Here is a 24,778-nt window from a genome sequence, read left to right as displayed (position 1 = left end):
AACTTTCATACAATGGAAGGGGATGGAGGGATTATTGTGTTAATGGAAGAAAGGGTGAATAGTACTTATAAGTGGGTTATGTTAATTTTTGCGACGGTTGCTCAAACAACAGCGACACTTATAACGTATGGTGTTGGAGCGTTTGCTTTATTTTGGAAAGAAGAATATGCACTTACGAATACGGAGATTGGATTGTTAGTAAGTGTTGTAAATATAGGACCGCTATTTTGTATGCTTTTTGTCGGGCGGCTACTTGATCAATACAATGAAAAGTTGTTAATTTCGATAAGTTCATTTTTACTAGGAGGTTCGTTTTTACTGACTAATATGGTCAATGGATTTAATGGGTTACTCTTTGTACTTTTATTAGTAGGAACGTTTTATAGTGTTTCGCAGCCAGGAGGAAGTAAGGTGATAATGAAGTGGTTCTCAAAAGAAAATCGCGGGTTAGCGATGGGGATTAGACAAGCCGGTATACCGATTGGTGGTACATTAGCGGGAGTATTGATCCCGTTTCTTACAATAAAATATAATATGGCCTATGCGGTAAATAGTATTGCATGTATTTGTATAATTGGAGGGTTTTTATTTTTTATATTTTATAAGGAACCATATATTCAAGAGAAAGTTAAACAAGAACGTAGTAAACTTTCTTTTTGGATGCAGTTAAAAGAAGTGATGTGTAAAAAAGAGTTATATGCAATTTATATAACTGGCATTTGTATGATTTCATTGCAAATGGTGTTAGTTGCGCACTTTATAAAATTTTTAGTATTGGAACAATCAATCACGCCAATTTTAGCTGGAAAAGTATTTTCCGTTATGTTCTTTTCTGGAATGGTTGGTAGGGTTATATTAGCAGCTACTAGTGATTTATTTTATAAGGGGAATAGGCGTACCCTCTTATTTATAACTGTTTGTATTTCTATTTTCTTCATTCTAATATTAGTAATGAGCATACATACAATAACGAATGTATTGTATGGTGTAAGTGCATTGTTAGGGTTCTTTGCAATTGGATGGTTTAGCCTTTTCATAACTGAAGTTGCGGAATCAGCAAGTGAAGAATCGGTAGGGATGACAGTGAGTTTTGCACTTACATTAAATCAAATTGCCATTATTGCTGCGCCTGCTTTATTTGGTTATATTGTAGATAAGAAGGGATATACGTATGCGTGGTTATGTATAGTTGTATTACTAACTATTTCAGCGGTTAGCTTATATGGGAAGTATAGAAAATGAAGGAATGTTAGCAATGTAAATTTTTTATGAAGAAAGTCTAAAGAAATGTTGAATGAGCGACATTTCTTTTTTTATTTGTTGTATAATCAAAATGTAAATGAGATTCGTTTTCACTTTCGTTCATTGCCTCTTTTGAAATTACCTGTAATTTTAGCCATAATTAGCTGTTTTTCTTTATCGTTATTTGCATGATTTATTTTATTTAAAAAATTTTTAGCGTCATTTCCTTTTAATGTAATAATTTGTTTTCCGTAATATTCAATTAATAACATGTTATTTTTTGTTATCCGATAATGAAACATCTTATCATCTAAACGATTGCGTTTATCGGTGTTTTTCATAGTACATCTCCATTCTTTTTAGTATGTAACAAATGTTACAAAAGAATTTGAAATTATAGTGTAATGCATCCGATTGTATGTTGGAAATTTTGCAAGAAAGAAATACAATAGAGAGTAGTCAAAATTGAAAATGAGAAAAAGGAATCTAGTTTTAACAGAGTGAATATTAAATAATATTATAATATACTTGATAATTAAAAGATATAAAATAGAATGGATATACGTTAAGTGAAACTAGATAAAAGAGGGTTCCTAGTATGTTAAAGAAATGGTTAATCATTTTCTTTATTTTTGCTGTTTTTTGTGGAAGTGTTGTTACACTAATACATGCAAATAAAGGAAAAAAATATGATACAAAGGCATTTTCTAATGTAAATAGTAAGCAAAAAGATGTTAAGCAGGAAATTGATGCGAATGAGAAAAAGCGTTATGAAATTGCAGCTGGAAAACTAGATCAGTACTTAAAAGATAAAGGATTTAATGGGAGTGTTCTTGTAGCAAGTAAAGATCATGTCATTTTACGAAAAGGCTACGGTTATGCGAATGTGAAAGATCAAGTATTAACAACGCCAAGAACGAAATATCGCATTGGTTCTATTACGAAAACAGTTGTTGCAATATCTATTATGCAACTAAAAGAAAAAGGGAAGTTGAACATTGAAGACAATGTAAATAAATATATCCCATCGTTTCCAGCAGATAAAAATATTACGTTACGAAACTTGTTAACACATACGTCTGGATTACCAGAACAGGGACAAGGTAGTGTTGACGCAGCATCACGGTTAAAGTTAGTAACGTGGATTGGGGCACAAACGTTACAATTTCCAGCAGGGACAGGATGGAAATATACAGATTATAATTATATGGTGCTTGCATATATTGTAGAAAAAATATCAAATAAACCACTTGCTGAATATGTGAAAGAAAATATTTTGACTCCTGTTGGAATGAATGAATCTGGAATGGGCGCAACACTCCCAGAAGATATTTTCTTAGCAGAAGGGTATACGAAAAAAGATAATAAATTAATAGCCACACCTCGCTTAAAAATGAACTGGCTGTATGGTTGTGGTGAAATGTATACGACTGTTGAAGATATGAAAAAGTTAGATGAAGCTATTATGGATGGTAAACTACTTTCTAAACAAAGTGTATCAGATATGTTTTCTGCATCACCTGCAAGAAAATATGGATTTAGTTTCTATATTTACCCAGATTATTATCATAACCACGGTGTATTAGCTGGTTGGAACACATTTAATAATTTTAACTGGGATAAACGAACGTTTGTCATATTATTTTCTAACGTCCAAAATGGTATGAATGATGCATTTAATCAAGAATTTAGGAAAATGGCGAATGATTTAATAGAAGGAAAGGGAATATAAAAAAGAGCCTCTAGCGAGAGGCTCTTTTTTATAGAGCTGAAAACTCCTCAACAAGTTGAGTGAATTGTTTTAATGCACTTTCAATCGGTTCTGGCGTTGTTAAATCGACGCCAGCTTTTTTCAATAAGTTTAATGGGTAGTCTGAACTTCCGCCTTTAAGGAATTCAATATAATTTTTCTGAGCATTCGGATCACCGCTTAATAGTTTATCAGCGATTTGAATGGCAGATGCGAATCCAGTTGCATATTTGTATACGTAAAACGGGCGATAGAAATGAGGGATTCTAGCCCATCCGTATTTTACTTCTTCATCAAATACAAGTGAATCACCGTTATATTCTTTAAATAGTTTTTCATAAATTTCACTGAAGACTTGTGCATGTAATGGTTTACCTTGTTCCGCCATTTCATGTGTGATTTTTTCAAATTCTGCAAACATAATTTGTGTAAAGAAAGTACCTTTGAATTTTTCAATAAAATGGTTAACTAAATGGTTACGCACGTTCGTTTCTTTTGCTTCTTTTAATAAATAGTGAATTAATAACACTTCATTTACTGTAGAAGCGACTTCTGCCACAAAGATAGAATAATGTGCAGAAATTCTTGGTTGGTATCCATGTGAATAGTGCGTATGCATACCGTGCCCGCATTCATGAGTAAGAGTGAACAGGCTATTTAAATCATCGTGATGATTTAAAAGAATGAAAGGATGAACACCATATACACCAAAGTTATAAGCACCAGAACGTTTTCCTGGTGTTTCTCTTACGTCTATATATCGTTTATCTTTAAAACTTTTTAATGTCTCAATATATTCTTCTCCTAAAGGAGCTAGTGATGCAATCATAATGTCAAATGCTTCACTATATGGGATGTCTTGTTTTGCACCTTCTACTAAATCGACGCCTAAGTCGTATTGTCTTAGTTCATCTACGTTTAATTTTTCTTTTCGAATTTCATTGTATGTATGTAATGTTTGAATGTTTTTTTTCGTTGTATCAATAAGGTTTTCATATACTTCTTTCGGAACCATATCGCCAAATAATGATTTCTCTAGCGCTGATGGATAGTTTCTTAGCTTCGAAACGGTAACATTATTTTTAATAGCAGCGGATAAAGTAGATGCGATGGAATTCTTTAACTGAACATATGGTTTGTAATATGCTTTATAAGCTTCTTTACGCTTTTCACGATTCGTATCTTCTATTAACTTTGCATACATTCCGCGTGTTAAGTTCACTTTTTCTCCATCGTCAGTCGTCACTTCACCAAATAATATATCTGCATTGTTTAACATACCAAATGTGTGCTGTGGAGAAGAAAGAGCTTCACCCATCTGTGATAAAATTGCTTCTTGGTCCTTATTCAATACGTGTTTTTTATAACGATATAATTCAAATAAGTCTTCTTTATAATATTGTAAGCCTTCTGTTTCTTCTATGTAAGAATGTAATGTGCTTTCGTCTATGCTAAGTAAGAAGGGGGAAAAGAAAGATTTAGCTGCACTTACTTTCACGTGTAATTGTGATACTTTATCGACAAGAGATTGCGCGTCAGTATCGCGTGTATCAAGGTCAGATTGTAATCGTGCATAAGCGAACATTAAAGATATTATGCTAGAAATTTCTTCACTCTTCGTTAAATAAGCTAATAAACTATTGCCATCGTGAATATTGCCATTAAACTCGTGTAATTCCTTCGTTAATACTTCAATTTTATGAAAATCACTTTCCCAATCTTCAATTGTATGGTAAATGTCTGTTAAATCCCATTTTTCTATATCAGCTACTTGTAATCGATCTTTAAGTTCTGTCATAATCATTTCCTTTCTAAACATGTAGTTATATTTCTATATAACTATGAAATACAACAAATTGCAAAAAATCCCTGCTGAAAATTGAAAAGCCTTGCTAAAATAACAAGGCTTACATACTTATAGTGTAATTCCAAATTTTGAATGTAAAAGGTTTGTAAATTGCATGTCTGTAACGGTTTCTTTCGTTTTTTTACCATTTTTCGTTACTGTAAGGCTATCTTTCGTTAAAGAGGCATGCCCATCTTCAGTTAGTTTTACAATAAGAGGTAGTTTATTAAAGGGTGACCCTTCATGTTCAACGATAATTTTTTGTGCTGTATTTGCTTTTTCTTCATCCACTTCTTCTATATAAAATGCATAGCCTAACGTCCAATCATCAGCAGAAGATTGATCCAAGAACTCATTGTTTTTCCGCATCTCTAAAATGTAGTTTCCCTTTTCGGTCATTTCTTTACGAATACGATAATCTCCTGTAACAGAGTGAATGACTTCACCTGAGAAAGGGACAGGGGCAAGAGGTAAGTATGATCCGAATCCTACTTCAATTAAATAAAGTTCATTATGATGTGTTAAAACGGTTGCAATATGGCCAGAATCAACAGCCCATATGGAGTTTGTAGCGTTATAAACTGTTCCTGAAACGAGATGAACATCGAATCCAGAATCTTTCAGGAAGTAATACATAGTAGGATTGAGTTCATAACAAAGACCGCCACGGTTATTTACTAAAATTTTCTCTTTCAAATTTTCTTTTGATATTTCTTTAAAATTCTTTTCGAGAATATTTAAGTTTTCAAAAGGAACAGTTTGTGCCATTGCGTACATAATGTTAGATAAATCTTCAAATGAAACTGTGTCTTTTTCTTCTATATGTAATCGTGCGAAAAATTGTTTTTGAAAGTCTGTCATCGAAATCCCTCCGTTATGCTTTTATAGGTAAATTGTAAACAATCTTGAATAGGATGTGAAATTAAAACTACGTTGAATATTTGAAATTAGATTAAAAATAATATGAGAGAGTGAGAGATTGCTACTTTACTAACGGTGGGACGAATATTATAATAATTCTGATAAACTATGCAAACGCTTTCTTGGAAGGGGATGGTGTACAGATGTTTAAAAGAATAACAATAGTCGGATTGTCAGTTGTTATGTTTTTACCTAGTATATATGACGGGAGTAAAGCATATGCAGACACAGTTAACAATGGAACGTTAATGCAGTATTTTGAGTGGTATGCTCCGAATGATGGAAATCATTGGAATCGTTTGCGTACTGATGCTGAAAATTTAGCGCAAAAAGGAATTACATCTGTTTGGATACCACCTGCATATAAAGGAACTACGCAAAATGACGTAGGATATGGAGCATATGATTTATATGATTTGGGGGAATTCAATCAAAAGGGAACAGTGCGGACGAAATATGGGACGAAAGCACAATTGAAGTCTGCAATTGACGCTTTACATAAGAAAAACATCAATGTATACGGTGATGTAGTTATGAATCATAAAGGTGGGGCTGATTATACAGAAACTGTCACAGCAGTTGAGGTAGACCCGAGCAATCGGAATATTGAAGTATCAGGTGATTATGAAATTAGTGCGTGGACGGGATTTAACTTTCCAGGGCGTGGAGATTCTTATTCTAATTTCAAATGGAAATGGTATCATTTTGATGGAACGGATTGGGATGAAGGAAGGAAATTAAACCGAATTTATAAATTTAGGGGCATAGGTAAAGCATGGGACTGGGAAGTGTCTAGCGAGAATGGGAATTATGATTATTTGATGTATGCAGATCTTGATTTTGATCATCCAGATGTTGCGAATGAAATGAAAAAATGGGGAACGTGGTATGCGAATGAATTAAATTTAGATGGTTTTCGTTTAGATGCTGTTAAACATATTGATCATGAATACTTGCGCGATTGGGTAAATCACGTTAGACAGCAAACAGGGAAAGAAATGTTTACAGTAGCTGAATATTGGCAAAATGATATCCAGACTTTAAATAATTATTTAGCGAAGGTTAATTATAATCAATCTGTGTTCGATGCACCACTTCATTATAATTTTCATTATGCTTCAACAGGAAATGGAAATTATGATATGAGAAATATTTTAAAAGGAACGGTAGTTGCGAATCATCCTACACTTGCGGTTACTCTAGTTGAAAATCATGATTCACAGCCTGGTCAGTCATTGGAATCTGTAGTGAGCCCTTGGTTCAAGCCGCTGGCATATGCATTTATTTTAACGCGTGCAGAGGGGTATCCTTCTGTTTTCTATGGTGATTACTATGGTACAAAAGGAAATAGTAACTATGAAATTCCAGCGTTAAAGGATAAAATTGATCCGATTTTGACGGCACGAAAAAACTTTGCATATGGTACGCAACGTGATTATTTTGATCATCCAGATGTGATTGGCTGGACAAGAGAAGGTGATAGTGTACATGCTAATTCTGGTTTAGCAACATTAATCTCTGATGGACCAGGAGGGGCAAAGTGGATGGATGTTGGAAAGAATAACGCAGGGGAAGTATGGTACGATATTACGGGTAATCAAACAAATACTGTAACAATTAATAAGGATGGTTGGGGACAATTCCAAGTAAGTGGAGGATCAGTTTCCATATATGTTCAGCAGTAATTTGGTGATGAAATAGGAGAGGGAAATATAAGTTTTCCTCTTCTTTTTATATTGTTATCCTTCCTAAATCTTTATGTTTATAAATGAACTAGTCGGCTTTTGAAACACCAAGAGATGCATTGGAATAAATAATGTCATCTTATTCGTACTCGAGGAACATCTCCTTACTGTGATTGCTATAGAACTAAATATTAGTATGTTTTTAATGTGATTTTAATAGATATTATATTTGCTTTACGATAAAATTATTATAATGCAAAATTACACTATTATCATAAAATGATAGTTAATGGGTATTTTTATACTTGTGGTTATTAGTGTTTTCTAAAGCAAGATGATGAGTTTTTATTATTCAAGTTAGCGAAGATAGTTTGATGTAGCGCTTTTTAGAAGAAGTTCTTTATATAAATCGTAATTTAAAATCCATAGGCACATTTCTGTATAGGTGGTAGTAGCAAAAGGAGAGGCAATATGAAAAGAACAATAATGAAATATAGTATAATGTTTAGTTTATTACTATTAACATCATGTGATATATCGAATGAAGAAATTGAACAAAAAGCACAAAGTTATACAAAATCGGAGTATGGTATGGTTGTTAAATTAAACGGAGTTGAAACTCTGGATAACGGAAAGGACTTCCTTGGTCCAAAGGGGCGGATAGTTACTGTGCAGCAAGTCGATGAACCACACTTGCAATTTCAACTGTACTTCGAGGGGCAAATCTCTCCAGAAGTAAATAATGATAACTATGAAAAGAAAAAGGAAGCAAATAATTTACAAGGAAGATTTAATACATATTATGGAGAGAAAAACACTATATTTACTTTTGATCAAATGCAGACTGGGGATAATGTTTCCGATAAGAATACTGAGGAACAAATAGCGAAGAAAAATTTGCAACAGTATTATACGGCAGTTTTTAAAAGTAATACTGTTTTAGATGTAAACAATTCTGTACATATGGAAACATTAGCGGGGGTTGCAAGAAGTATTCAGGAATTTAATAAAACGATTGAAAATAGTAAAAGTAATGTAGAAGATATAACGATTCAGTTGCCAAATATTAATAAGGATGTACTACAAAATATTCCTGTAGATTATATAGTAACGGCTGAAGATGCGAAAAAGACCCTTGAGAAAAAGGTTGATTATATGAACATTTTACAGTCTGCAAGGAAATAGTTTGACACCTTTACTTCTTACAAAACATATAGTATGATGATTTCAGTAAATTAGATTTCAATGACTATAATATAAATTAATGAGAGGTGCTTTTTGTGAGTGCGGTAGGTACTAAATAGGAAAAATTTAATGAAATAAATCGGATAAGACCAGGGGATTTTTATGTACATCATACCCCTAATTTTGTCATGCATTTATTTCAAAACCTATGAAGATACCTACAATACTTTATAAAGCGTGTAATAAGGGACTGCCATCTATTTTTTTATGGCTTATTTCCTCATATGTTATTACAAATGCCTTGTAAATGTAAAAGCTGCGGTATTCCCGCAGCTTTTTTGTATATGTTTTTATTGTATAATTATGGGATTTTATATATGACTCATTGGAATCTAATGAGTAGGTATCTTCATTTATGATAAAAATCAATCATAGTGAGGAGAAACAAAATGAATACGATGACTTTTGAAAAGCTACAATATAACGAATTAAAGGATATAGTGAAATCTTATTGTGTAAGTGGATTAGGTAAGGAATTATTAAACAAATTAGAGCCGAGTACGAGTATAAAAGTAGTGAGAAATCGGTTGAATGAAACGACAGAAGCACGAGCTATATTAGATGCAGAAGGGCATGTTCCTTTCTTCGGCATTTCTAATATTGCTAGTACAATTCAAAAATTAGAAAAAGGGATGATTTTAGATCCAGAAGAATTAGTCAGTGTTTCAGACTTTTTACGCGGATGTAGAAAGATTAAAAAGTTTATGTTAGATAAAGAATTTTTTGCACCAGTATTAGCTTCTTATGCAAATTCAATGACTGAATATAAAAGTATTGAAGAGGAAATTAACTTTTCAATTAAAGGAAATAGTATTGATGCAGCTGCAAGTAAAGAGTTAAAACGAATTCGAAATAATATCGATTCTGTAGATGGGAAAATAAAAGAACGTTTAACGAAGTTTTTAAATAGTAGTGCAAATAAGAAATTCATTCAGGAATTCTTTATTAGTAAAAAGGATGACCGTTATACGATTCCAATTAAATCTTCCTATAAAAACCAAGTTGCTGGAAGTATTATTGAAGCCTCGGCAAAAGGTTCTACTGTATTTATAGAACCGCATACGGTGACGAAATTGAATGCGGAACTAGCGGGTTTGAAAGCAGAAGAAGCGGTTGAAGAATATCAAATTTTAGCGACTTTATCAGGAATGGTGTTAGAAAACATTTATAGTATAAAGATTAACATGGAGCTAATTAGTCAGTATGATATGGTATTTGCAAAAGCGAAGTTTAGTAAATCGATCAATGGAATAGAACCGAAGTTAAATGATCATGGCTACGTTCATTTAGTGAATTGTAAGCATCCGCTTTTAACAGGGCAAGTTGTACCCTTAAATTTTGAAATTGGTCAAGAGTATCGTAGTTTAATTATTACAGGGCCGAATGCGGGCGGAAAGACAATTGTATTAAAAACGATTGGATTGTTAACATTAGCTACAATGTCAGGTCTTCATATTGCAGGAGATAAAGGTACAGAAATCGCTATTTTTGAAAATGTATTTGTAGATATTGGTGATAATCAAAGTATCGAAAATGCACTAAGTACATTTTCATCTCATATGAAAAATCTTTCTGAGATTATGAGGATGTCAAATAATAATACGTTACTTTTATTTGATGAAATAGGAAGCGGTACAGAACCGAATGAAGGTGCAGCACTTGCAATATCTATTTTAGAAGAGTTGTACCTTGCGGGATGTATTACCGTTGCGAGTACGCATTACGGAGAAATTAAACGATTCTCAGAAATGCACGATGACTTTATGAATGCAGCGATGCAGTTTAATAGTGAAACGCTAGAGCCGCTTTATAAATTAGTTATCGGAAAATCAGGAGAAAGTAATGCACTTTGGATTGCGAATAAAATGAGCGTAAAAGAACATGTGCTGAAAAGAGCGAAAGAGTACATGGGAAATAAAGAGTACGCTTTAGAAAAAGTGAATGAAAGTAAAATTAGAAAACCGAAATTTGTACAAGAAAAAAGAGAATTTCATTATGAGTACAAAATCGGCGATCGTGTGAATTTATTAGATTATGATGATTTTGGTATCATCTATAAGGAAAAAGATAATTTTTATAACGTTGTTGTATATTATAACGGTGAATTCGTTGAAGTAAATGTAAAACGTATTACTTTAGAGGTAGCAGCGAAAGAATTATACCCAGAAGGATACGATTTAAATACACTATTTGTTGATTATAAAGAAAGAAAAATGCAACACGATATTGAGCGCGGATCGAAAAAAGCACTGCGTAAAATTCAAAAAGAAATAAGAAAGAATAGAGGATAAGTTAAAATGGTAACGATTAGACAAGAACAAAAAAATGATTATAGAAAAACAGAAGAAGTCGTAAAAGAAGTATTTTCACTTGAAGAATTTAGTGATAAAACAGAACATGAACTTGTAAAACGTATTAGAGAATGTGACGCGTTTGTTCCGGAGTTATCAATCGTTGCAGTAGATGAGGAAATAGTCGGTCACATTATGTTATCTAAAATTGCGATAGAACAAGATGGAACTTCTGTAGAATCGCTAGCACTTGCACCAGTGTCAGTTGCTAGGGGCCATCAGAAGAAAGGAATTGGCGGAAAACTGATCACGGCTGCTTTAGAAAAAGCGAAAGAACTTGGATACGGATCAGTTGTAGTATTAGGACATCCAGAGTACTACCCGAAATTTGGTTTTAAGAAAGCAAGTGAGTGGAATGTAAAAGCACCGTTTGAAGTGCCTGAAGAGGTATTTATGATAATGGAATTAACAGAAAATGCTCTTCGAGGTGTAGAAGGAATTGTACAATATTCGAGTGCTTTTGCTGAGTAGGAGTACCGGTTAAGAAATGTAATCATAAAAGATGCTATCTTTTTGTATGGATATACAGAAAGATAGCTTTTTTTATTAAGCGGATCTACTGACGTATATTTTGCTCAATGAATAATTGAGGTGTTAAAATTGATATAGAAACGTAAAGGGAGAGAATGAAATGAATAAGCGAGAAACAGATAGCAATGAGAATGTAGTGACGTTATATGTTACAAGACACGGTAAAACAATATTAAATACGAATCATCGCGCGCAAGGTTGGGCAGATTCTCCTTTAGTAGAAAAAGGTGTTGAAGTTGCCACAAATTTAGGAACAGGATTAAAAGATATTCATTTTATGAATGCATATAGTAGTGATAGCGGCCGCGCAATTGAAACTGCTAATTTAGTATTAAAATATAGTGAGCAATCAAAATTAAAACTTGAGCAAAGAAAAGATTTGCGAGAATTAAATTTCGGTATTTTTGAAGGTGAAAAACTTGAGAATATGTGGGATGTGGTTGGAAAAGCTGCAGGCGTTGCATCACCAGAAGAACTCTTGAAGCTTTCTATTCAAGAAGTGATTAATCTTATTAGAGTAGCAGATCCGACAAAACAGGCGGAAGATTGGGAATTGTTTTCTACTCGTATAAAAACAGAGATAGATAAAATTAGTGAAGAATCTGCTGCAAATGGTGGCGGTAACGTTTTAGTTGTCGTTCATGGGCTTTTGATTACTACCTTAATAGAAATGTTAGACAGTAGCAAAACAAAACTTGGAGTGGAAAATGCTAGCGTGACGAAGATTGTATATCAAGATGGAACATACACAGTTGAGTCTGTTGGAGATATGAGTTACGTTGCAAAAGGGAAAGAAAGTGTGGAAATATAAAAATAAGAAAAGGAAGGTAGAGAACTCTAGCTTCCTTTTTATTTTTTAATATATCATTTATTAATTCGAATCGGAATATTCCGTTAAAAATGAACTATGAAAATTATTGTAATGGTATAATTAGAGAGTAGGAACAACAAATTAGTTTGCAGTGTATTGGAGGGACATTAGCCTTACATTTCATCTCGGAATCTAAAGTAAGTATACGAGAAATAAAGTGAAACTTTAATCAGTGGGGTTTTCTTCATCCCCCACTGATTATCATCCCTCACCAATCGGACTTTAATGGGCAGCCCGCCCCCCACCTAACTTCTTTGCTTTCGCTGCATTTTGAGGTGGGGGTCTTACTGCCCATTAAAGCGGGATAAAACAAAGTAAGGAATGTGTGAATATGGGTGGTACATGGTATGTGATTTATGTTCAATTCTAAGAAGAAAAGAATATTAACAATTATATGGAGAAGTGATTATGTTGATTAAATTCGTTCATTTGTTATTTGGGAAACCGTGTGAAAAAGGTGATTCGTTCCAAACTAAGTTTCCACGTTTTATTTATTGGAGTGCAGTTGTATTTTATTTTTTTGGAATGCTATTATTTGGGATTCTTTCTTTTATTGATACTGTATTTATTGGATCGTTGATATCAGGAGGTTTGTTCTTTCCTTTAATATTTAGATTCATTTATTATATAAACTTAAAAATGAGGGGCCTAGAAAGAGAAGCGTAGAGAAAAAATATAAATAACAGGGTTATTGAAAAGAAGCGAGATTGATGTTAAGAGATAATAAAGTTGTTTAATTTACAATAAAGTCCTTTGAAAATAATAAAGTTGTTTAATTCTTATTGAATTAACGGTGCAGGATAGTTGAATAAGGATGATGATATACTTAAGGGGGAATTTACTTTATTTTATAATTTATGAGGTGGAAAATGGACTCTTTAGAATTAAACAAATCTAAATATATTGTCTCTAATATCAAAGAAATTTTGCATAAAAAGCTTATTCTTGATAAACCATTAACTAAAGATGAGGTAAAAAAATTAAAACTAGTTAATCCCCCTGTATACGAAAAAGAGAAGTATCTCATTCAAAAACGGTGGTTTTATAGTATTAATATCGGAGAATGGGAAGATGTGGAGATTATTATTCAGGGGAATAATGAAAATCCTGATATGGAGATTATCGAAATGGCAGAAAAAACATTCGATGAACTCCATCTACATATAAGCTGTGCATTAAAATATTTACAGAAGTTCTTCCCTAATCAAGAAATGAAGAACTACTATCTATCCACAATATTTTTTGGAAAGATGGTTAATTTTGACGATTATATATTTTCTGGGTTTAGTTTAGCTTTTATTTATGATGGTCACTTTGAGTTTCAGTATAAAGTAAAATTTAAAAACGATGGATGGCCTATTGGTTTTGAAGGTGGGCCACTTTAATAATAATAGATAATTTTTTCTTATTGAACTAACGGGTGCTTTAGTTGAACAAGATTTAAACAACTTTATTATTAATTTTTGTCTACAAGCACATTTAAATGGTTAGAAATTAAACAACTTTAAAGAGCTTTACTACAATATGATTTGTAGCCAGGCTCTTATATTTTTAGATCAGAATTAAATAACTTTATTATCACTTTACAATTGAACATAAATAACGTTAAAAAAGGAAGCAAAGAAATACATTCTAGCTTCCTTTTTTATTGGAACGATTATGGGATCAATAAAATCTTCCCTGTGCTTTTTCGGCTCTCTAATAATTCATGAGCACGGGCACCATCTTGTAAAGAGAATGTAGTAGAACTTGCAATCTTTAATTTTTCGGTCGCAATCCATTCGAATAATTGAGAGGAGCGTTCTATTCTCTCTTCATAAGATGTAAGCACGTTCCAAAGGTCTCCGCCAATTAAAGTTTTCGAAGTATCCATAAGCATACGTGGATCAACTGGCGCAGGATTACCGCCGGCCATTCCGTAAAATACGACAGTACCGCCAGTTTTAGTAGCATTAAAACTCTCCTCTAATGTAGAACCTACTGATTCATATACAACATTTACTCCATCACCATTTGTTATTTCAACTACTTTTGTATGCCATGCTTCCGTATATAAAAAAACGTGATCAGCACCAGCTAATGTAGCTATCTTTGCTTTTTCTTTTGATGACGTTAGGCCGATTACTTTTCCGCCTAGTAGTTTAATTATTTGAATAAGAAGTTGCCCAACACCACCAGCTGCAGCGTGTACTAAAGCTATATCACCTTGTTTTATTTCATAGCTATCTTTCGTTAAATAATGTGCGGTTAGACCTTGCAATAAGACAGAAGCGGCTGTTTCAAAAGAGATAGAATCTAAAAGCTTAATTGCTTTCTCAGACGGAACAGCAACTAGCTCTGCATTTGCAAATGGGACATCAGCAAATGCAATACGATCTCCAGGATTAATATTCGTAACGTCAGCTCCTACTTTTTCAACAATGCCAGCCCCTTCATAACCTAATATAAAAGGCGGGGTACCAGCGAGATGATAATCACCGCGGCGTCTATAAATGTCGGCGAAATTTAAACCGATTGCTTTCGTGCGGACAATAATTTCATTTGGATTTATGATTGGATCATTTAGTTCTTTATATTGTAGTACATCCGGATTTCCGAACTGTTCGAAACAAAGTGCTTTCATATGGAATACCTCCATTTTTATTGTTTGTAGATGCTCTTTATCATACAATACAAATATCAATAGACAAAGAGGATTATTTCGATGAAATCAATCGGGAATATCGATTGAAAAGAGGGACGATAAATGGAGATAAAACAATTAATTACATTTAAAGTAGCGGCGGATACTTTGAATTTTACACAAACTGCGAAGAAATTAAACTTTGCTCAATCGAGTGTGACAGCGCAAATTAAAACGTTAGAAGCTGAGTTAGGTACGCCGTTATTTGAAAGATTAGGAAAACGCCTTTTCTTAACTGAAGCAGGTAGGAAGTTTCAACTATATGCCGACAAGATGATTGCGCTCAGCAACGAAGCAAAAATGGCTGTGAAAGATGATGAAGAAATAGCAGGTACGTTAATAATCGGTGCGCAAGAGAGTCAATGTACATATAGACTTCCTTCTATATTAAAGAAGTTTAAAGCACAATTTCCTCAAATAAAACTTATATTTAAACCGGCACATTCCAATAAAGATGCGAAGGAACAATTGATGGAGGGAAAAGTCGATCTTGCATTTATTTTGGACGAATGTAAAACAGAAGATACTTTACATGTGGAGCCGCTTATGAAAGAAGAATTAAAAATAGTAGCTGCTTCAGGGCATCATTTACTCGAGAAAGCTTCCATTTCTACAAAAGATTTAGAAAGTGAGACGTTGTTGCTAACAGAGCTAGGGTGCTCGTACCGGACTTTATTTGAAGAGCTACTTCGTACAGAAGATGTGTATCCAGCAAATAAAATTGAGTTCGTTAGTGTCGAAGCAATTAAACAATGTGTTATTGCAGATTTAGGAATAGCTGTGTTACCAGCAATAGTAGTAGAAAAAGATATACGAGAAGGGATGATAAAAGAGTTACATTTAGAAAATGAAATCTCACCGATTTATACACAAATTGCTTGGCATAAAGATAAATGGATGACAGCGCCACTGCAGCAATTTATTGATGTAACGAGGGAGTTTTTTACAACAGATTAAGTGGAGAAATATTTATTTTATATAAAAGAAAAAATGGCAATTTTGTATAAAGAACCGATGCTTGCATGTAACAAGTATCGGTTCTTTTATGTTTTAAATAAAGGATGCTATAAAATGTGTATTTCTCAACTTTTTTTCTTAGACGGTTACGTAAGTTTCTTCGTATATTCCAATAATCATAAGGAAATTTACAACGTTTAGTCGTTTCCGTAAGATGCCTCTAGGAAGCATGAAAGGAGGGGCGTACATAGGGGATAGATTGTCTTTATTATACGTACTTATTTTGAGGGAGGAAATTGAAAATGTTTAAAAAGTTAATGAAAGTATGTGTATTAAGTGTAGCGAGTGTAGGGCTATTATTTAGTTTCCAAGGAAGTACATTTGCTGCTACTGATTTAAGTAGTTACTATGACGGGAAAAATCCAGCAACAACGAAAGTATACGGAGGTAGTACAACGTGTGATGCAGATGGATTTAATGCAAAGTCTACAGCTGTGTATGAAGGGAGTAAAAAAGTAGGGACAGTGTATTTACGTTACAGCAATAAATGTCATGCAGCTTGGGCTAAGTTTGTTTTAGATCAACCAGCACCAGCTGTGTCTGGAGGAGTGTATGCGTACGCTGTTGTGAATAAATACAAAAATGGTGTATTTCAAAAATCAGTCACTTCTAATCAGGGAAACGGTACAATAAAAACAGGTCAAACGAGCACGTATACAGGAATGGTATTTGATTTAACTGCTGATTTCGGATACACAGCAGATGCTGAGGCGGTTACGTTTAATAACGGTTATGGAAAAACAGGACGCTATTAAAAAGGAGTGGAATACTTTGAAACTTTTAAAAAAGCTAAGCGCATGTTTTTGTCTATCATTGCTCGTTTTAACTAGTGTGTTTAGTACGACTGGTAATGATAAAGCATATGCAGAAGATCATTCGTATGATGGAAAAAGTCCGTATTACAATAGCTGTGACCAATCAGCAGTAACGAAAGAAAAGAAATGGATTGATTCCAATTCTTATGTGGAATTAAAATTTAGCACGACGTGTAAGACAGCGTGGGCAAAAGTTACTGTAACCCGCCCAGCAGTATATAATAATGAAGCTGATGCAAGAATTGTAAGAAAAACAGATGGAAAGGCATACACTTGCGGCAGTGCTGGAGGAAATGGTGTTGTAAATAAAGGGCAAACATCATGCTATACGCCAATGGTATATGATTTAGATCCAAGAAAGGCACAGGCGCAGGGGAAACATGCCATTCCGAATAGTGATGCATATAATTATGCGGAGACTATTTGGTATTGATGAGGAAATGGAGAATGTAAGATAGAATATTTTAAGAGCATGTTTTGAGTGGTTTTCAAAGCATGCTCGAATTGTATTCATTCTAATTTTTTTAGTAATCATGGACCATTGAATTAACTAAGGTCTGTATCAGGAGGAGTATATCCAAGATGCCTAGCCATTGATACAATTTGTCCTTTATGATGAAATTCATGTGTTTCTGTATGAGTTAAAAGCCATAGTGGTGTTGTACTCCAAGGTTCTTTTTGCCACTTTACTTCATTTGCTATATTTTCGAGCCAACGGTCATTGTATTCATCTAAAAAACGTTGTACAGTCTCATCTACTAACTTAAATCTAGCACGGACTTTTTCCACATCTGCATGCTCAATTTTATAATCACTAGCGAATGAAAAATCTGCTCGTTTTTGTTTGAATGCGAATGATCCAAGCCAGTATCGATAGCAATCGGCTACATGAATATGTGTCTTTATAATGCCACCGCTCCCGAAATTCGGAACAGTGCTATGTAATTTTTCTAGTGGGATTTCTTCCAAAAATGAAAATAGAGTTTCTCTTGTAGAGCTAATAAGATTATATTGTTGTTTTAAAATATGTAACATGTAAGTACACTCCTCTTTTATTTACATAGTAAGTAATTCTATATTTACGAGGAGGGAACCTTTTTATTATTTTTAATAAGCATATTAGATGTATTTCTTATTTATTTCTGATAGATTAAACAAGGTAAAACTTTAATGAATTGAACATTCTTAGTTCATAATAAATTGTACATCAAGAAGGGGAACGATAACATGAATAGACTAGTGGGTTTAAAACAATTTGAAATAACGCGCGGGGCATTACTTAAATTTATGGAGACGCTAGATGATAAAATTGCAGATACGCAGCCAGAGGGTTTTAACAATACAATTCGTTGGCATATTGGTCACGTGTTAACAGCAGCAGAAGTTTTCATGTTTGGAAAAGAATTCAAACAATTACCAACTGAATATCCAGGTATGTTTGGATATGGATCAAGACCATCTAAATGGAAAACAGAAGGACCATCATTAGAAGTGTTAACGACTCAATTAAAAGAACAAGCAAAGCGTATTAACGAAATGCCAGCAGAAGCATTTGAAAATAAACTACCAGAGCCGTTTTTAGGATTGGAAACTGTTGGTGAGCTTTACGGTATGATGCTTTATCATGAAGCTGATCATATTGGGCAAATGAAGGCGATGGAACGTATTATTAAAGCTCTTTAGTCTTAATTGCATATAACAAGCAATACAGTTGTAATGTTAAATAATATATACAAAAAAGGTAGATAAATTATTATCTACCTTTTTTGTATAACTTCTTGAAGGATTAGAGAATTTTATAATTTTTTAGGTTGTGATTATTAATTGTAGTATTCCTAAATATGGAATATAAGTATAATGATAGAGAAGAACTAGAAATAGGGGTGAATACTATGATTACATTAGAGCAAAAGTTAGAGCAATATAAACATACATATGTACAGTTAAAGGGAGAACTAAAATGGAAAACGAGTGATTCTCGAACAGGAATGATGATTGCTGCTATGTATGCAGGTAGTGATAAATTGTTTAATCTCGAACGTTTTTTAGAAATTAGTAGTTATATTAAGAATCAAGTAGGGATGTTTTCATACTTAAAGTCTTATCATCGTTTTGTAGTGGCCGCAACATTAGATATTCACTTTACAGATTACAAGAAAGCTTTTCGGACGTTTTTAGATTTATATGAACAATTGGTCACTAGTGGCTTTAGCCGGAGTATATTTACTTATCTCGCAGCAGCTGTGCTTTTAACAGAAGAAAATGAACAGCATGGCGCGCACATTCAGCGTTCGATGCAAGTATATAAACGCATGAAAAAGGATCACCTCTTTCTTACAAGTACAAATGATTATCCGCTCGCGGTTTTATTAGCAGGACAATCAGAGAATGTAGAAACACTTATGGATCGTGTAGAACGTCTGTATCAGAAACTAGCGAAAGCTGGTTTGCGTAAAGGGAATGATCTTCAGTTTTTAAGTCATATTCTTTCACTAAAGAAGGATGTCCGTGAAGGAATGTTAGTTGCAACATGTACAAACATATGGAATTTGTTAAAACAAGAAAAGGTAAAAGTGAAACAGATGCATTATCCAGCAATCGGGCTACTAGCGTTACTTGAAGATGGAGAAAAAGAGATTTATGCTATTAAAGCGTTGATTGAAAAACTGCAGGGGGAGAAATTATTCCGTTGGCATACAGATACGAATATTCTTATTGCTATTCAACTGTTCGTAAGTCAGAAAGGTGAGGAAAGTAAAGCTACCAACACAGGTTTACAAACTATGATAGAAGTCCTCATACAAGCACAACAAGCAGCTATGATGGCAACGATTGCCGCTTCATCTGCAGCAACATCTTCTGCTAGTAGTAGCTCATAATATGTAACTACTTTAATAAGGAAGGTAAAAAAGCCCATCACTTTCTAATGAGTGATGGGCTAACTATTTTTACATAATCAGCATTATTTTTTCGACTCTTTCAAATGTTTGAGTTGTGTAACAATCATAATGCTAATAACAACGAGTAAAAACCATGAACTAATTTTGCTTAAGTGAACGAGATTCCACGCTTCCCGTTGATTTGGATATTGCCATGCTCCGAAAAATGTTGCGATGTTTTCTGCAATCCAAATGAAGAATCCGATAAGGAAAAAGGAGAGAACGAGTGGCATTGTATATGTAACGCCTTGTAATGAAAATTGTACAAATGTGCGAGAGAAAACAATGAATAGTAGTAAAGTTAATATCCATCTAAAATCGTATGTAAAGTGGTGTGTGAAAAAATTGAAGTAAATCATAGCTCCTAACGGCACGGCAAAAATAGCTTTCGGCCAATGATGCATTTTTAAATGCAACCTTCTCCACGCTTGGCATATGTAACTTGCGACACTTGCGTACATAAAGCCGCTGTAAAGTGGAACTCCAAAAATCTTTGAATACGCCTCTTCAGGATAACTCCATGAACCGAAATGAACTTTATATATTTCTAGTAAAAGGCCGATGAGGTGAAAGACAGTAATTACTTTTAATTCGTCTTTCGTCTCAAGTCCAGTCTTGTACATAATCCACTGCATAAGAAGACATGCAATGAGTATGAAATCATAGCGATATAACCCTGGAATAGAAACGATTTTTGAAAGGGCTAGTGTTAAGAAAATAACGACTGGGAATAAGCAAGATAATGCTTGCTCGTAAGTGAAGTGTAGTAGTTGTTTTATATATAACATTGGGTCACCTTCGGTATTTTTATTTGAAAACTCGAAATAATGATTAAGTATACTACACTTTTAAAAATAAGCTAGTAGTCTATTTTGTGTGTATTTGTAATTTTTGGAAGGGAATTGTAATAAGTATTTTAATATTTAGCGAAGTGAAAAAATAGTTTGCTATTTAAAAAAAGTGGCGATATAATATCTAAATGAAAATGATAATTATTATCAATAATAATTACAAATAAAAAATAATTATAAAAAACAACTGAATATAAAGGATGAAATGAAACATGTTACATAAGTCTACTGTACATGCTGGTAATAACCGCTGGATACATATTAAGTTCATATGTTTCATGAGCTTAACAATTTTATGTTTAATTGGATCTATATTTTTAGCCATTTCATTTGGTGCAAAAGATATTCATTTACAAACGGTGTGGGCAGCGGTTTTGGATTACAACCCGAAACTAACACAGCACCAAATTATTTATGAATTAAGGCTCCCGAGAGTAATTGGTGCAGCAGTTGTAGGGGCAGCTTTTGCGGTTGCTGGTGCTGTTATGCAAGGTGTAACACGAAATCCTTTAGCTGATGCAGGTGTACTCGGAATAAATGCAGGTGCGATGTTTGTAGTAGCACTTAGTTTTGCTTTTTTCCCACATATGTCGTATTCCTATTTAATGATTGTTTCCTTTATTGGAGCTGTCTTAAGTACAGTACTTATCTTTGTTATTGGATCAGCAACATCAGGCGGGTTAACACCAATGAGGTTAACGATTGCTGGAGCGGTTATGGCAGCGCTTTTACATTCATTAAGTTCAGGTGTTGCGATTTATTATGATTTAAGCCAAGATTTAGCGTTTTGGTATGCTGGTGGTGTTGCAGGGGTTAAGTGGGAACACTTGAAATTTTTAGTCCCTATTATTCTTATAACGATTATTTTTGCGACAATGCTAGGGAGATCAATTTCACTCATATCAATGGGAGATGATGTTGCTACAAATTTAGGAGTGAAAACGAACCGAACGAGAATACTAGGGATGATTATAGTAGTTATTCTGGCAGGTGTTTCTGTTTCAGCTGTTGGTTCTATCGGATTTGTAGGACTAGTTATCCCGCACATTGCTAGAAAATTAGTTGGTGTTAATTATCGACTCATTATTCCTATGTCAGCATTATTAGGAGCTATGTTATTAGTTGTAGCTGACCTAGGAGCAAGAGCAGTAAACCCTCCTAAAGAACTTGCGATAGGAATTATGGTAGCTCTTGTTGGAGTTCCGTTCTTCCTCTATATAGCACGTAAAGTTGGGAGGGAGCTATAAGTGAAGGGTCTTATTAACACAGATAAAAAAAGAGCCATTACTGTAACTACAATATTCGGTTGTATTAGTATCGCTGTCATTTTACTTAGCTTAAATACAGGGACACTTAGTATTGCACCGCTCAAAGTAATTCAAACGCTTTTCGGTTATGGTGATTTTGAAAGTGCAACCGTGCTATACGATTATCGTATGCCAAGAATTATAATCACAATGTTAGCTGGTATTGGCCTTGGGATTTCCGGTGCGATTTTACAAGGATTATCACGTAACGCACTTGCAGACCCTGGTATTTTAGGACTGCATTCAGGTGCATCTTTCGGGCTAATTATATTTGTTACTTTCTTTCATTCTATTAATGAGAATGCATCGATTTTAATACCGTTATTTACATTTGGTGGGGGAATACTAGCTGCATTTTTAATTATTATACTTGCGAGTGATCGATCAAAAGGTTTACTTCCCATTAGACTTATTCTCGTTGGTATTGCTGTTTCAGCTGGATTTAGTGCGATTTCGTTATTTTTCTCTCTCAAGTTAAATGATGAGACATATACATTCGCTTCCAGATGGTTAGTTGGTAACGTGTGGGGAAGGGATTGGATTCATGTCCTTGCATTATTACCTTGGATTTTCATACTAACCCCGTATGCATGGCTAAAATCTAAAACGTTAAATGCATTGTCACTAGGTGATAGTGTAGCAGCAGGACTTGGTGTTTCTGTTCAAAAAGAACGGTTATTACTTTTAGCTACAGCGGTTGGATTATCTTGCGCAAGTGTATCGATGGCAGGAGGGATTGGTTTTATCGGTTTAGTTGCTCCGCATATCGCAAGGAAGTTAGTAGGTACTACATATCAACACTTTCTTCCTTTAGCTGGCATTATCGGAATGATTATTTTAGTGCTAGCAGATACGATAGGTCGTTCTATATTTGAGCCAAACTCTATTCCAGCTGGTGTAGTAGTGGCAGCTTTAGGAGCACCGTATTTTCTTTATTTACTTACAAAAACAAAATAAATACTTCAAAGAGGAGAACATATGAAAAAGAAACTTACTATTTTATTTAGCATGATGTGTATTTTAGTATTAGCAGCATGTGGTCAAACGAAAGCTAATGAAGAGGCAACGAAAAAAACGGAAAAAAGTAATGACCCAAAAATTGCTTCAATGTCTATTCATTTAACGAATGATTTACTTGCATTAGGAATTACACCAGTAGGTTCTGTTATTGGTGGAGATTTAAAAGATTTCTTACCGCACGCAAAAGAGCAGTTGAAAGATACGAAGAAGCTTGGTGTTGTAACAGATCCGAATATGGAAGCGTTACTTCAATTAAAGCCAACTGACATTTATGTTGATGAAAAATATGCTGGTAAAGATGTAGCGAAATACGAAAAAATTGCAAAAACACATTCTTTCAATTTAGATGAAGGTACGTGGAGAGATCATTTAAAACAAGTTGGTAAACTTGTAAACCGTGAGAAAGAAGCAGATAAATATATTCAAGATTACGAAGAGCAATCAAAACGAGTAAAAGGTTTAATAGATAAAGAGCTAGGTAATAACGAAAAAGTAATGGCAATTCGCGTTACTGCAAAAGAATTGCGTGTATTTAGTACGAAAAGACCGATGGGACCAATTTTATTCCAAGACTTAGGGTTACAGCCTGCAAATGGTGTAGAGAAAATTGATGGAAACCGCCCTTTCGAAGTCATTTCACAAGAAGTATTACCTGACTTTGATGCAGATGCGATTTTCGTTGTTGTAAATAGAGATGATAAAGCAAAAGCAGCATTTAAACAACTTCAAGAAACGCCAATTTGGAAAGACTTAAAAGCAGTTAAAGGCAAGCACGTATACATTATCAATGATCAACCATGGCTGGACTATTCTGCTTTAGGAAACAAAATGGCAATGGATGAAGCGGAGAAAATGTTTACGAAATAATATAGTTTTGCTATTAGGAAAGGCCCTCTAAATTTGGAGGGCCTTTCTATTGTTGTTAGAATAAATAAAAAATTATACAATGAAGTTAATTCAATATGGAGGAGATGTGCCAATGTCAGCGCTTATTGTAAGTATCCCGTTTATGAAACAGTTTATGGAATAAGGGGATAAATAGGCTAAAATAAGTATCCCTGTTATTTAAAAGGGGGAGTTTGAAATGACAATGAATCTTTTTCGAAATAAAACGATTAAATTATCAGCTATGAGAGAAACAGATGCTGAAGTAATGGCTATGTGGCAAGAAGATAGTGAGTATTTAAGACATGTTGATACAGATGTAGCATTCCCGCAATCTTTAAATGAAATAGCAAGTGATGAGTTATTAAAAGGACGGAGATCGAATAGTGTTTCTTTCATGGTAAGGACAGTTCAAGAAAATCGCTTAATTGGTTTTGTGGCGATTCATGGTATAGAGTGGAATAACAGAAAAGGTTTATTAGCCATTGGTATAGGAGATACGAATGATAGAGGAAAAGGATATGGGAAAGAAGCAATACATCTTATTCTAAAGTATGCTTTCTATGAATTGAATTTACACCGCATCGGTCTCGATGTTATTTCGTATAATAAACCTGCCATTGCATTGTATAAAAAGATGGGTTTTCAAATGGAAGGCTGTATGAGAGAAGCGGTTCAAAGAGATGGGAAGTGTTTTGACCGTATGATTATGGGGATATTGCGAGATGAATGGATAGAGCTGCAAGGTTAGAAAGTACATTCGAAATTATATATGTAGTATGCAGGAGATATAATGGTAATTGGCGAAAATTTACAGTG

24 protein-coding genes are annotated in these 24,778 nt (G+C 33.9%); 18 read left to right on the top strand and 6 right to left on the bottom strand.

Annotated elements, in window-relative coordinates; all coding sequences use genetic code 11:
- The first annotated feature begins 12 nt into the window (after nucleotides 1-12).
- Nucleotides 13-1,242 (top strand): MFS transporter, encoded by a 1,230-nt coding sequence (locus tag HMPREF2590_RS19615; protein WP_050822016.1) that lies wholly within the window; start codon nucleotides 13-15, stop codon nucleotides 1,240-1,242.
- Nucleotides 1,243-1,352: 110 nt separating this feature from the next.
- Here HMPREF2590_RS19615 and HMPREF2590_RS19610 read toward each other — a convergent pair whose 3' ends face one another.
- Complete coding sequence (locus HMPREF2590_RS19610) at nucleotides 1,353-1,583, bottom strand: hypothetical protein (RefSeq protein WP_050822015.1); 231 nt, start codon at nucleotides 1,581-1,583, stop codon at nucleotides 1,353-1,355.
- 257 nt (nucleotides 1,584-1,840) lie between these two features.
- Here HMPREF2590_RS19610 and HMPREF2590_RS19605 point away from each other — a divergent pair, with 257 nt between their 5' ends.
- The gene (locus HMPREF2590_RS19605; protein WP_000915174.1) at nucleotides 1,841-2,974 is read left to right on the top strand and encodes a serine hydrolase domain-containing protein; all 1,134 of its coding nucleotides are present in this window, start codon (nucleotides 1,841-1,843) and stop codon (nucleotides 2,972-2,974) included.
- Nucleotides 2,975-3,002: 28 nt separating this feature from the next.
- Here the strand turns inward: HMPREF2590_RS19605 and pepF are convergent, their stop codons facing one another.
- Complete coding sequence (gene pepF, locus HMPREF2590_RS19600) at nucleotides 3,003-4,790, bottom strand: oligoendopeptidase F (protein ID WP_030026791.1); 1,788 nt, start codon at nucleotides 4,788-4,790, stop codon at nucleotides 3,003-3,005.
- 117 nt (nucleotides 4,791-4,907) lie between these two features.
- A complete protein-coding gene (locus HMPREF2590_RS19595) occupies nucleotides 4,908-5,699 on the bottom strand; it encodes an arylamine N-acetyltransferase family protein (protein WP_044584729.1) in 792 nt (263 codons plus the stop codon).
- A gap of 203 nt (nucleotides 5,700-5,902) precedes the next feature.
- Here HMPREF2590_RS19595 and amyS point away from each other — a divergent pair, with 203 nt between their 5' ends.
- From amyS to HMPREF2590_RS19560, 7 genes are all read left to right on the top strand, one after another.
- The gene (gene amyS, locus HMPREF2590_RS19590; protein WP_044584728.1) at nucleotides 5,903-7,444 is read left to right on the top strand and encodes an alpha-amylase; all 1,542 of its coding nucleotides are present in this window, start codon (nucleotides 5,903-5,905) and stop codon (nucleotides 7,442-7,444) included.
- Nucleotides 7,445-7,915: 471 nt separating this feature from the next.
- Nucleotides 7,916-8,629, top strand: coding sequence for a hypothetical protein (locus HMPREF2590_RS19585; RefSeq protein ID WP_000831441.1), 714 nt, complete (start codon nucleotides 7,916-7,918; stop codon nucleotides 8,627-8,629).
- Between the two features lie 449 nt (nucleotides 8,630-9,078).
- Nucleotides 9,079-10,980, top strand: coding sequence for an endonuclease MutS2 (locus tag HMPREF2590_RS19580; protein WP_001095189.1), 1,902 nt, complete (start codon nucleotides 9,079-9,081; stop codon nucleotides 10,978-10,980).
- A gap of 6 nt (nucleotides 10,981-10,986) precedes the next feature.
- A complete protein-coding gene (locus HMPREF2590_RS19575; protein WP_000256478.1) occupies nucleotides 10,987-11,511 on the top strand; it encodes a GNAT family N-acetyltransferase in 525 nt (174 codons plus the stop codon).
- 160 nt (nucleotides 11,512-11,671) lie between these two features.
- Nucleotides 11,672-12,382, top strand: coding sequence for a histidine phosphatase family protein (locus tag HMPREF2590_RS19570; protein WP_001042050.1), 711 nt, complete (start codon nucleotides 11,672-11,674; stop codon nucleotides 12,380-12,382).
- A 468-nt stretch (nucleotides 12,383-12,850) separates the two neighbouring features.
- Nucleotides 12,851-13,108: a hypothetical protein gene (locus HMPREF2590_RS30855; protein ID WP_000905655.1), complete on the top strand. Its 258-nt coding sequence runs from the start codon at nucleotides 12,851-12,853 to the stop codon at nucleotides 13,106-13,108.
- A 203-nt stretch (nucleotides 13,109-13,311) separates the two neighbouring features.
- Nucleotides 13,312-13,827: a hypothetical protein gene (locus tag HMPREF2590_RS19560; RefSeq protein ID WP_030026782.1), complete on the top strand. Its 516-nt coding sequence runs from the start codon at nucleotides 13,312-13,314 to the stop codon at nucleotides 13,825-13,827.
- A gap of 272 nt (nucleotides 13,828-14,099) precedes the next feature.
- On the opposite strand, the gene HMPREF2590_RS19555 is transcribed toward HMPREF2590_RS19560, so the two are convergent.
- The gene (locus HMPREF2590_RS19555) at nucleotides 14,100-15,065 is read right to left on the bottom strand and encodes a quinone oxidoreductase family protein (RefSeq protein WP_030026781.1); all 966 of its coding nucleotides are present in this window, start codon (nucleotides 15,063-15,065) and stop codon (nucleotides 14,100-14,102) included.
- Nucleotides 15,066-15,188: 123 nt separating this feature from the next.
- On the opposite strand from HMPREF2590_RS19555, the gene HMPREF2590_RS19550 reads away from it, so the two are divergent.
- The 3 genes from HMPREF2590_RS19550 (at nucleotide 15,189) to HMPREF2590_RS19540 (ending at nucleotide 17,390) form a co-directional block, all read left to right on the top strand.
- Nucleotides 15,189-16,082: a LysR family transcriptional regulator gene (locus HMPREF2590_RS19550; protein WP_000403877.1), complete on the top strand. Its 894-nt coding sequence runs from the start codon at nucleotides 15,189-15,191 to the stop codon at nucleotides 16,080-16,082.
- Nucleotides 16,083-16,384: 302 nt separating this feature from the next.
- Nucleotides 16,385-16,897, top strand: a complete 513-nt coding sequence (locus tag HMPREF2590_RS19545; RefSeq protein WP_000473746.1) for a YjfA family protein — start codon at nucleotides 16,385-16,387, stop codon at nucleotides 16,895-16,897.
- A 16-nt stretch (nucleotides 16,898-16,913) separates the two neighbouring features.
- Nucleotides 16,914-17,390 carry a DUF2690 domain-containing protein gene (locus HMPREF2590_RS19540; protein WP_000771044.1) on the top strand — a complete coding sequence of 159 codons (477 nt, stop codon included), beginning with the start codon at nucleotides 16,914-16,916 and terminating at the stop codon, nucleotides 17,388-17,390.
- A gap of 113 nt (nucleotides 17,391-17,503) precedes the next feature.
- Here the strand turns inward: HMPREF2590_RS19540 and HMPREF2590_RS19535 are convergent, their stop codons facing one another.
- Nucleotides 17,504-17,992: a DinB family protein gene (locus HMPREF2590_RS19535; protein WP_000902395.1), complete on the bottom strand. Its 489-nt coding sequence runs from the start codon at nucleotides 17,990-17,992 to the stop codon at nucleotides 17,504-17,506.
- 192 nt (nucleotides 17,993-18,184) lie between these two features.
- On the opposite strand from HMPREF2590_RS19535, the gene HMPREF2590_RS19530 reads away from it, so the two are divergent.
- Both HMPREF2590_RS19530 and HMPREF2590_RS19525 read left to right on the top strand, forming a co-directional pair.
- Nucleotides 18,185-18,640 (top strand): DinB family protein, encoded by a 456-nt coding sequence (locus HMPREF2590_RS19530; protein WP_001081117.1) that lies wholly within the window; start codon nucleotides 18,185-18,187, stop codon nucleotides 18,638-18,640.
- Nucleotides 18,641-18,798: 158 nt separating this feature from the next.
- Nucleotides 18,799-19,836, top strand: coding sequence for a DUF4003 domain-containing protein (locus tag HMPREF2590_RS19525; protein ID WP_002098183.1), 1,038 nt, complete (start codon nucleotides 18,799-18,801; stop codon nucleotides 19,834-19,836).
- A gap of 83 nt (nucleotides 19,837-19,919) precedes the next feature.
- Here the strand turns inward: HMPREF2590_RS19525 and HMPREF2590_RS19520 are convergent, their stop codons facing one another.
- Entirely contained in the window at nucleotides 19,920-20,684 is a 765-nt protein-coding gene (locus HMPREF2590_RS19520) for a DUF817 domain-containing protein (RefSeq protein WP_000965751.1), read from the bottom strand.
- 275 nt (nucleotides 20,685-20,959) lie between these two features.
- Between HMPREF2590_RS19520 and HMPREF2590_RS19515 the strand changes: the two genes are divergently transcribed.
- The 4 genes from HMPREF2590_RS19515 to HMPREF2590_RS19500 all read left to right on the top strand — a co-directional run bounded on the left by HMPREF2590_RS19515 (nucleotide 20,960) and on the right by HMPREF2590_RS19500 (nucleotide 24,710).
- Nucleotides 20,960-21,994: a FecCD family ABC transporter permease gene (locus HMPREF2590_RS19515; RefSeq protein WP_000902722.1), complete on the top strand. Its 1,035-nt coding sequence runs from the start codon at nucleotides 20,960-20,962 to the stop codon at nucleotides 21,992-21,994.
- Nucleotides 21,995-23,011, top strand: coding sequence for a FecCD family ABC transporter permease (locus HMPREF2590_RS19510; protein WP_000677269.1), 1,017 nt, complete (start codon nucleotides 21,995-21,997; stop codon nucleotides 23,009-23,011).
- A 21-nt stretch (nucleotides 23,012-23,032) separates the two neighbouring features.
- Complete coding sequence (locus HMPREF2590_RS19505; RefSeq protein ID WP_000728222.1) at nucleotides 23,033-23,941, top strand: iron-hydroxamate ABC transporter substrate-binding protein; 909 nt, start codon at nucleotides 23,033-23,035, stop codon at nucleotides 23,939-23,941.
- 217 nt (nucleotides 23,942-24,158) lie between these two features.
- Complete coding sequence (locus tag HMPREF2590_RS19500; protein ID WP_000178504.1) at nucleotides 24,159-24,710, top strand: GNAT family N-acetyltransferase; 552 nt, start codon at nucleotides 24,159-24,161, stop codon at nucleotides 24,708-24,710.
- The last annotated feature ends 68 nt before the right edge of the window (nucleotides 24,711-24,778 follow it).

It is taken from the genome of Bacillus sp. HMSC036E02, from assembly GCF_001836235.1.
In the GTDB taxonomy this organism is placed as follows: domain Bacteria; phylum Bacillota; class Bacilli; order Bacillales; family Bacillaceae_G; genus Bacillus_A; species Bacillus_A cereus.
This window is presented reverse-complemented; position numbering and strand designations above follow the sequence as displayed.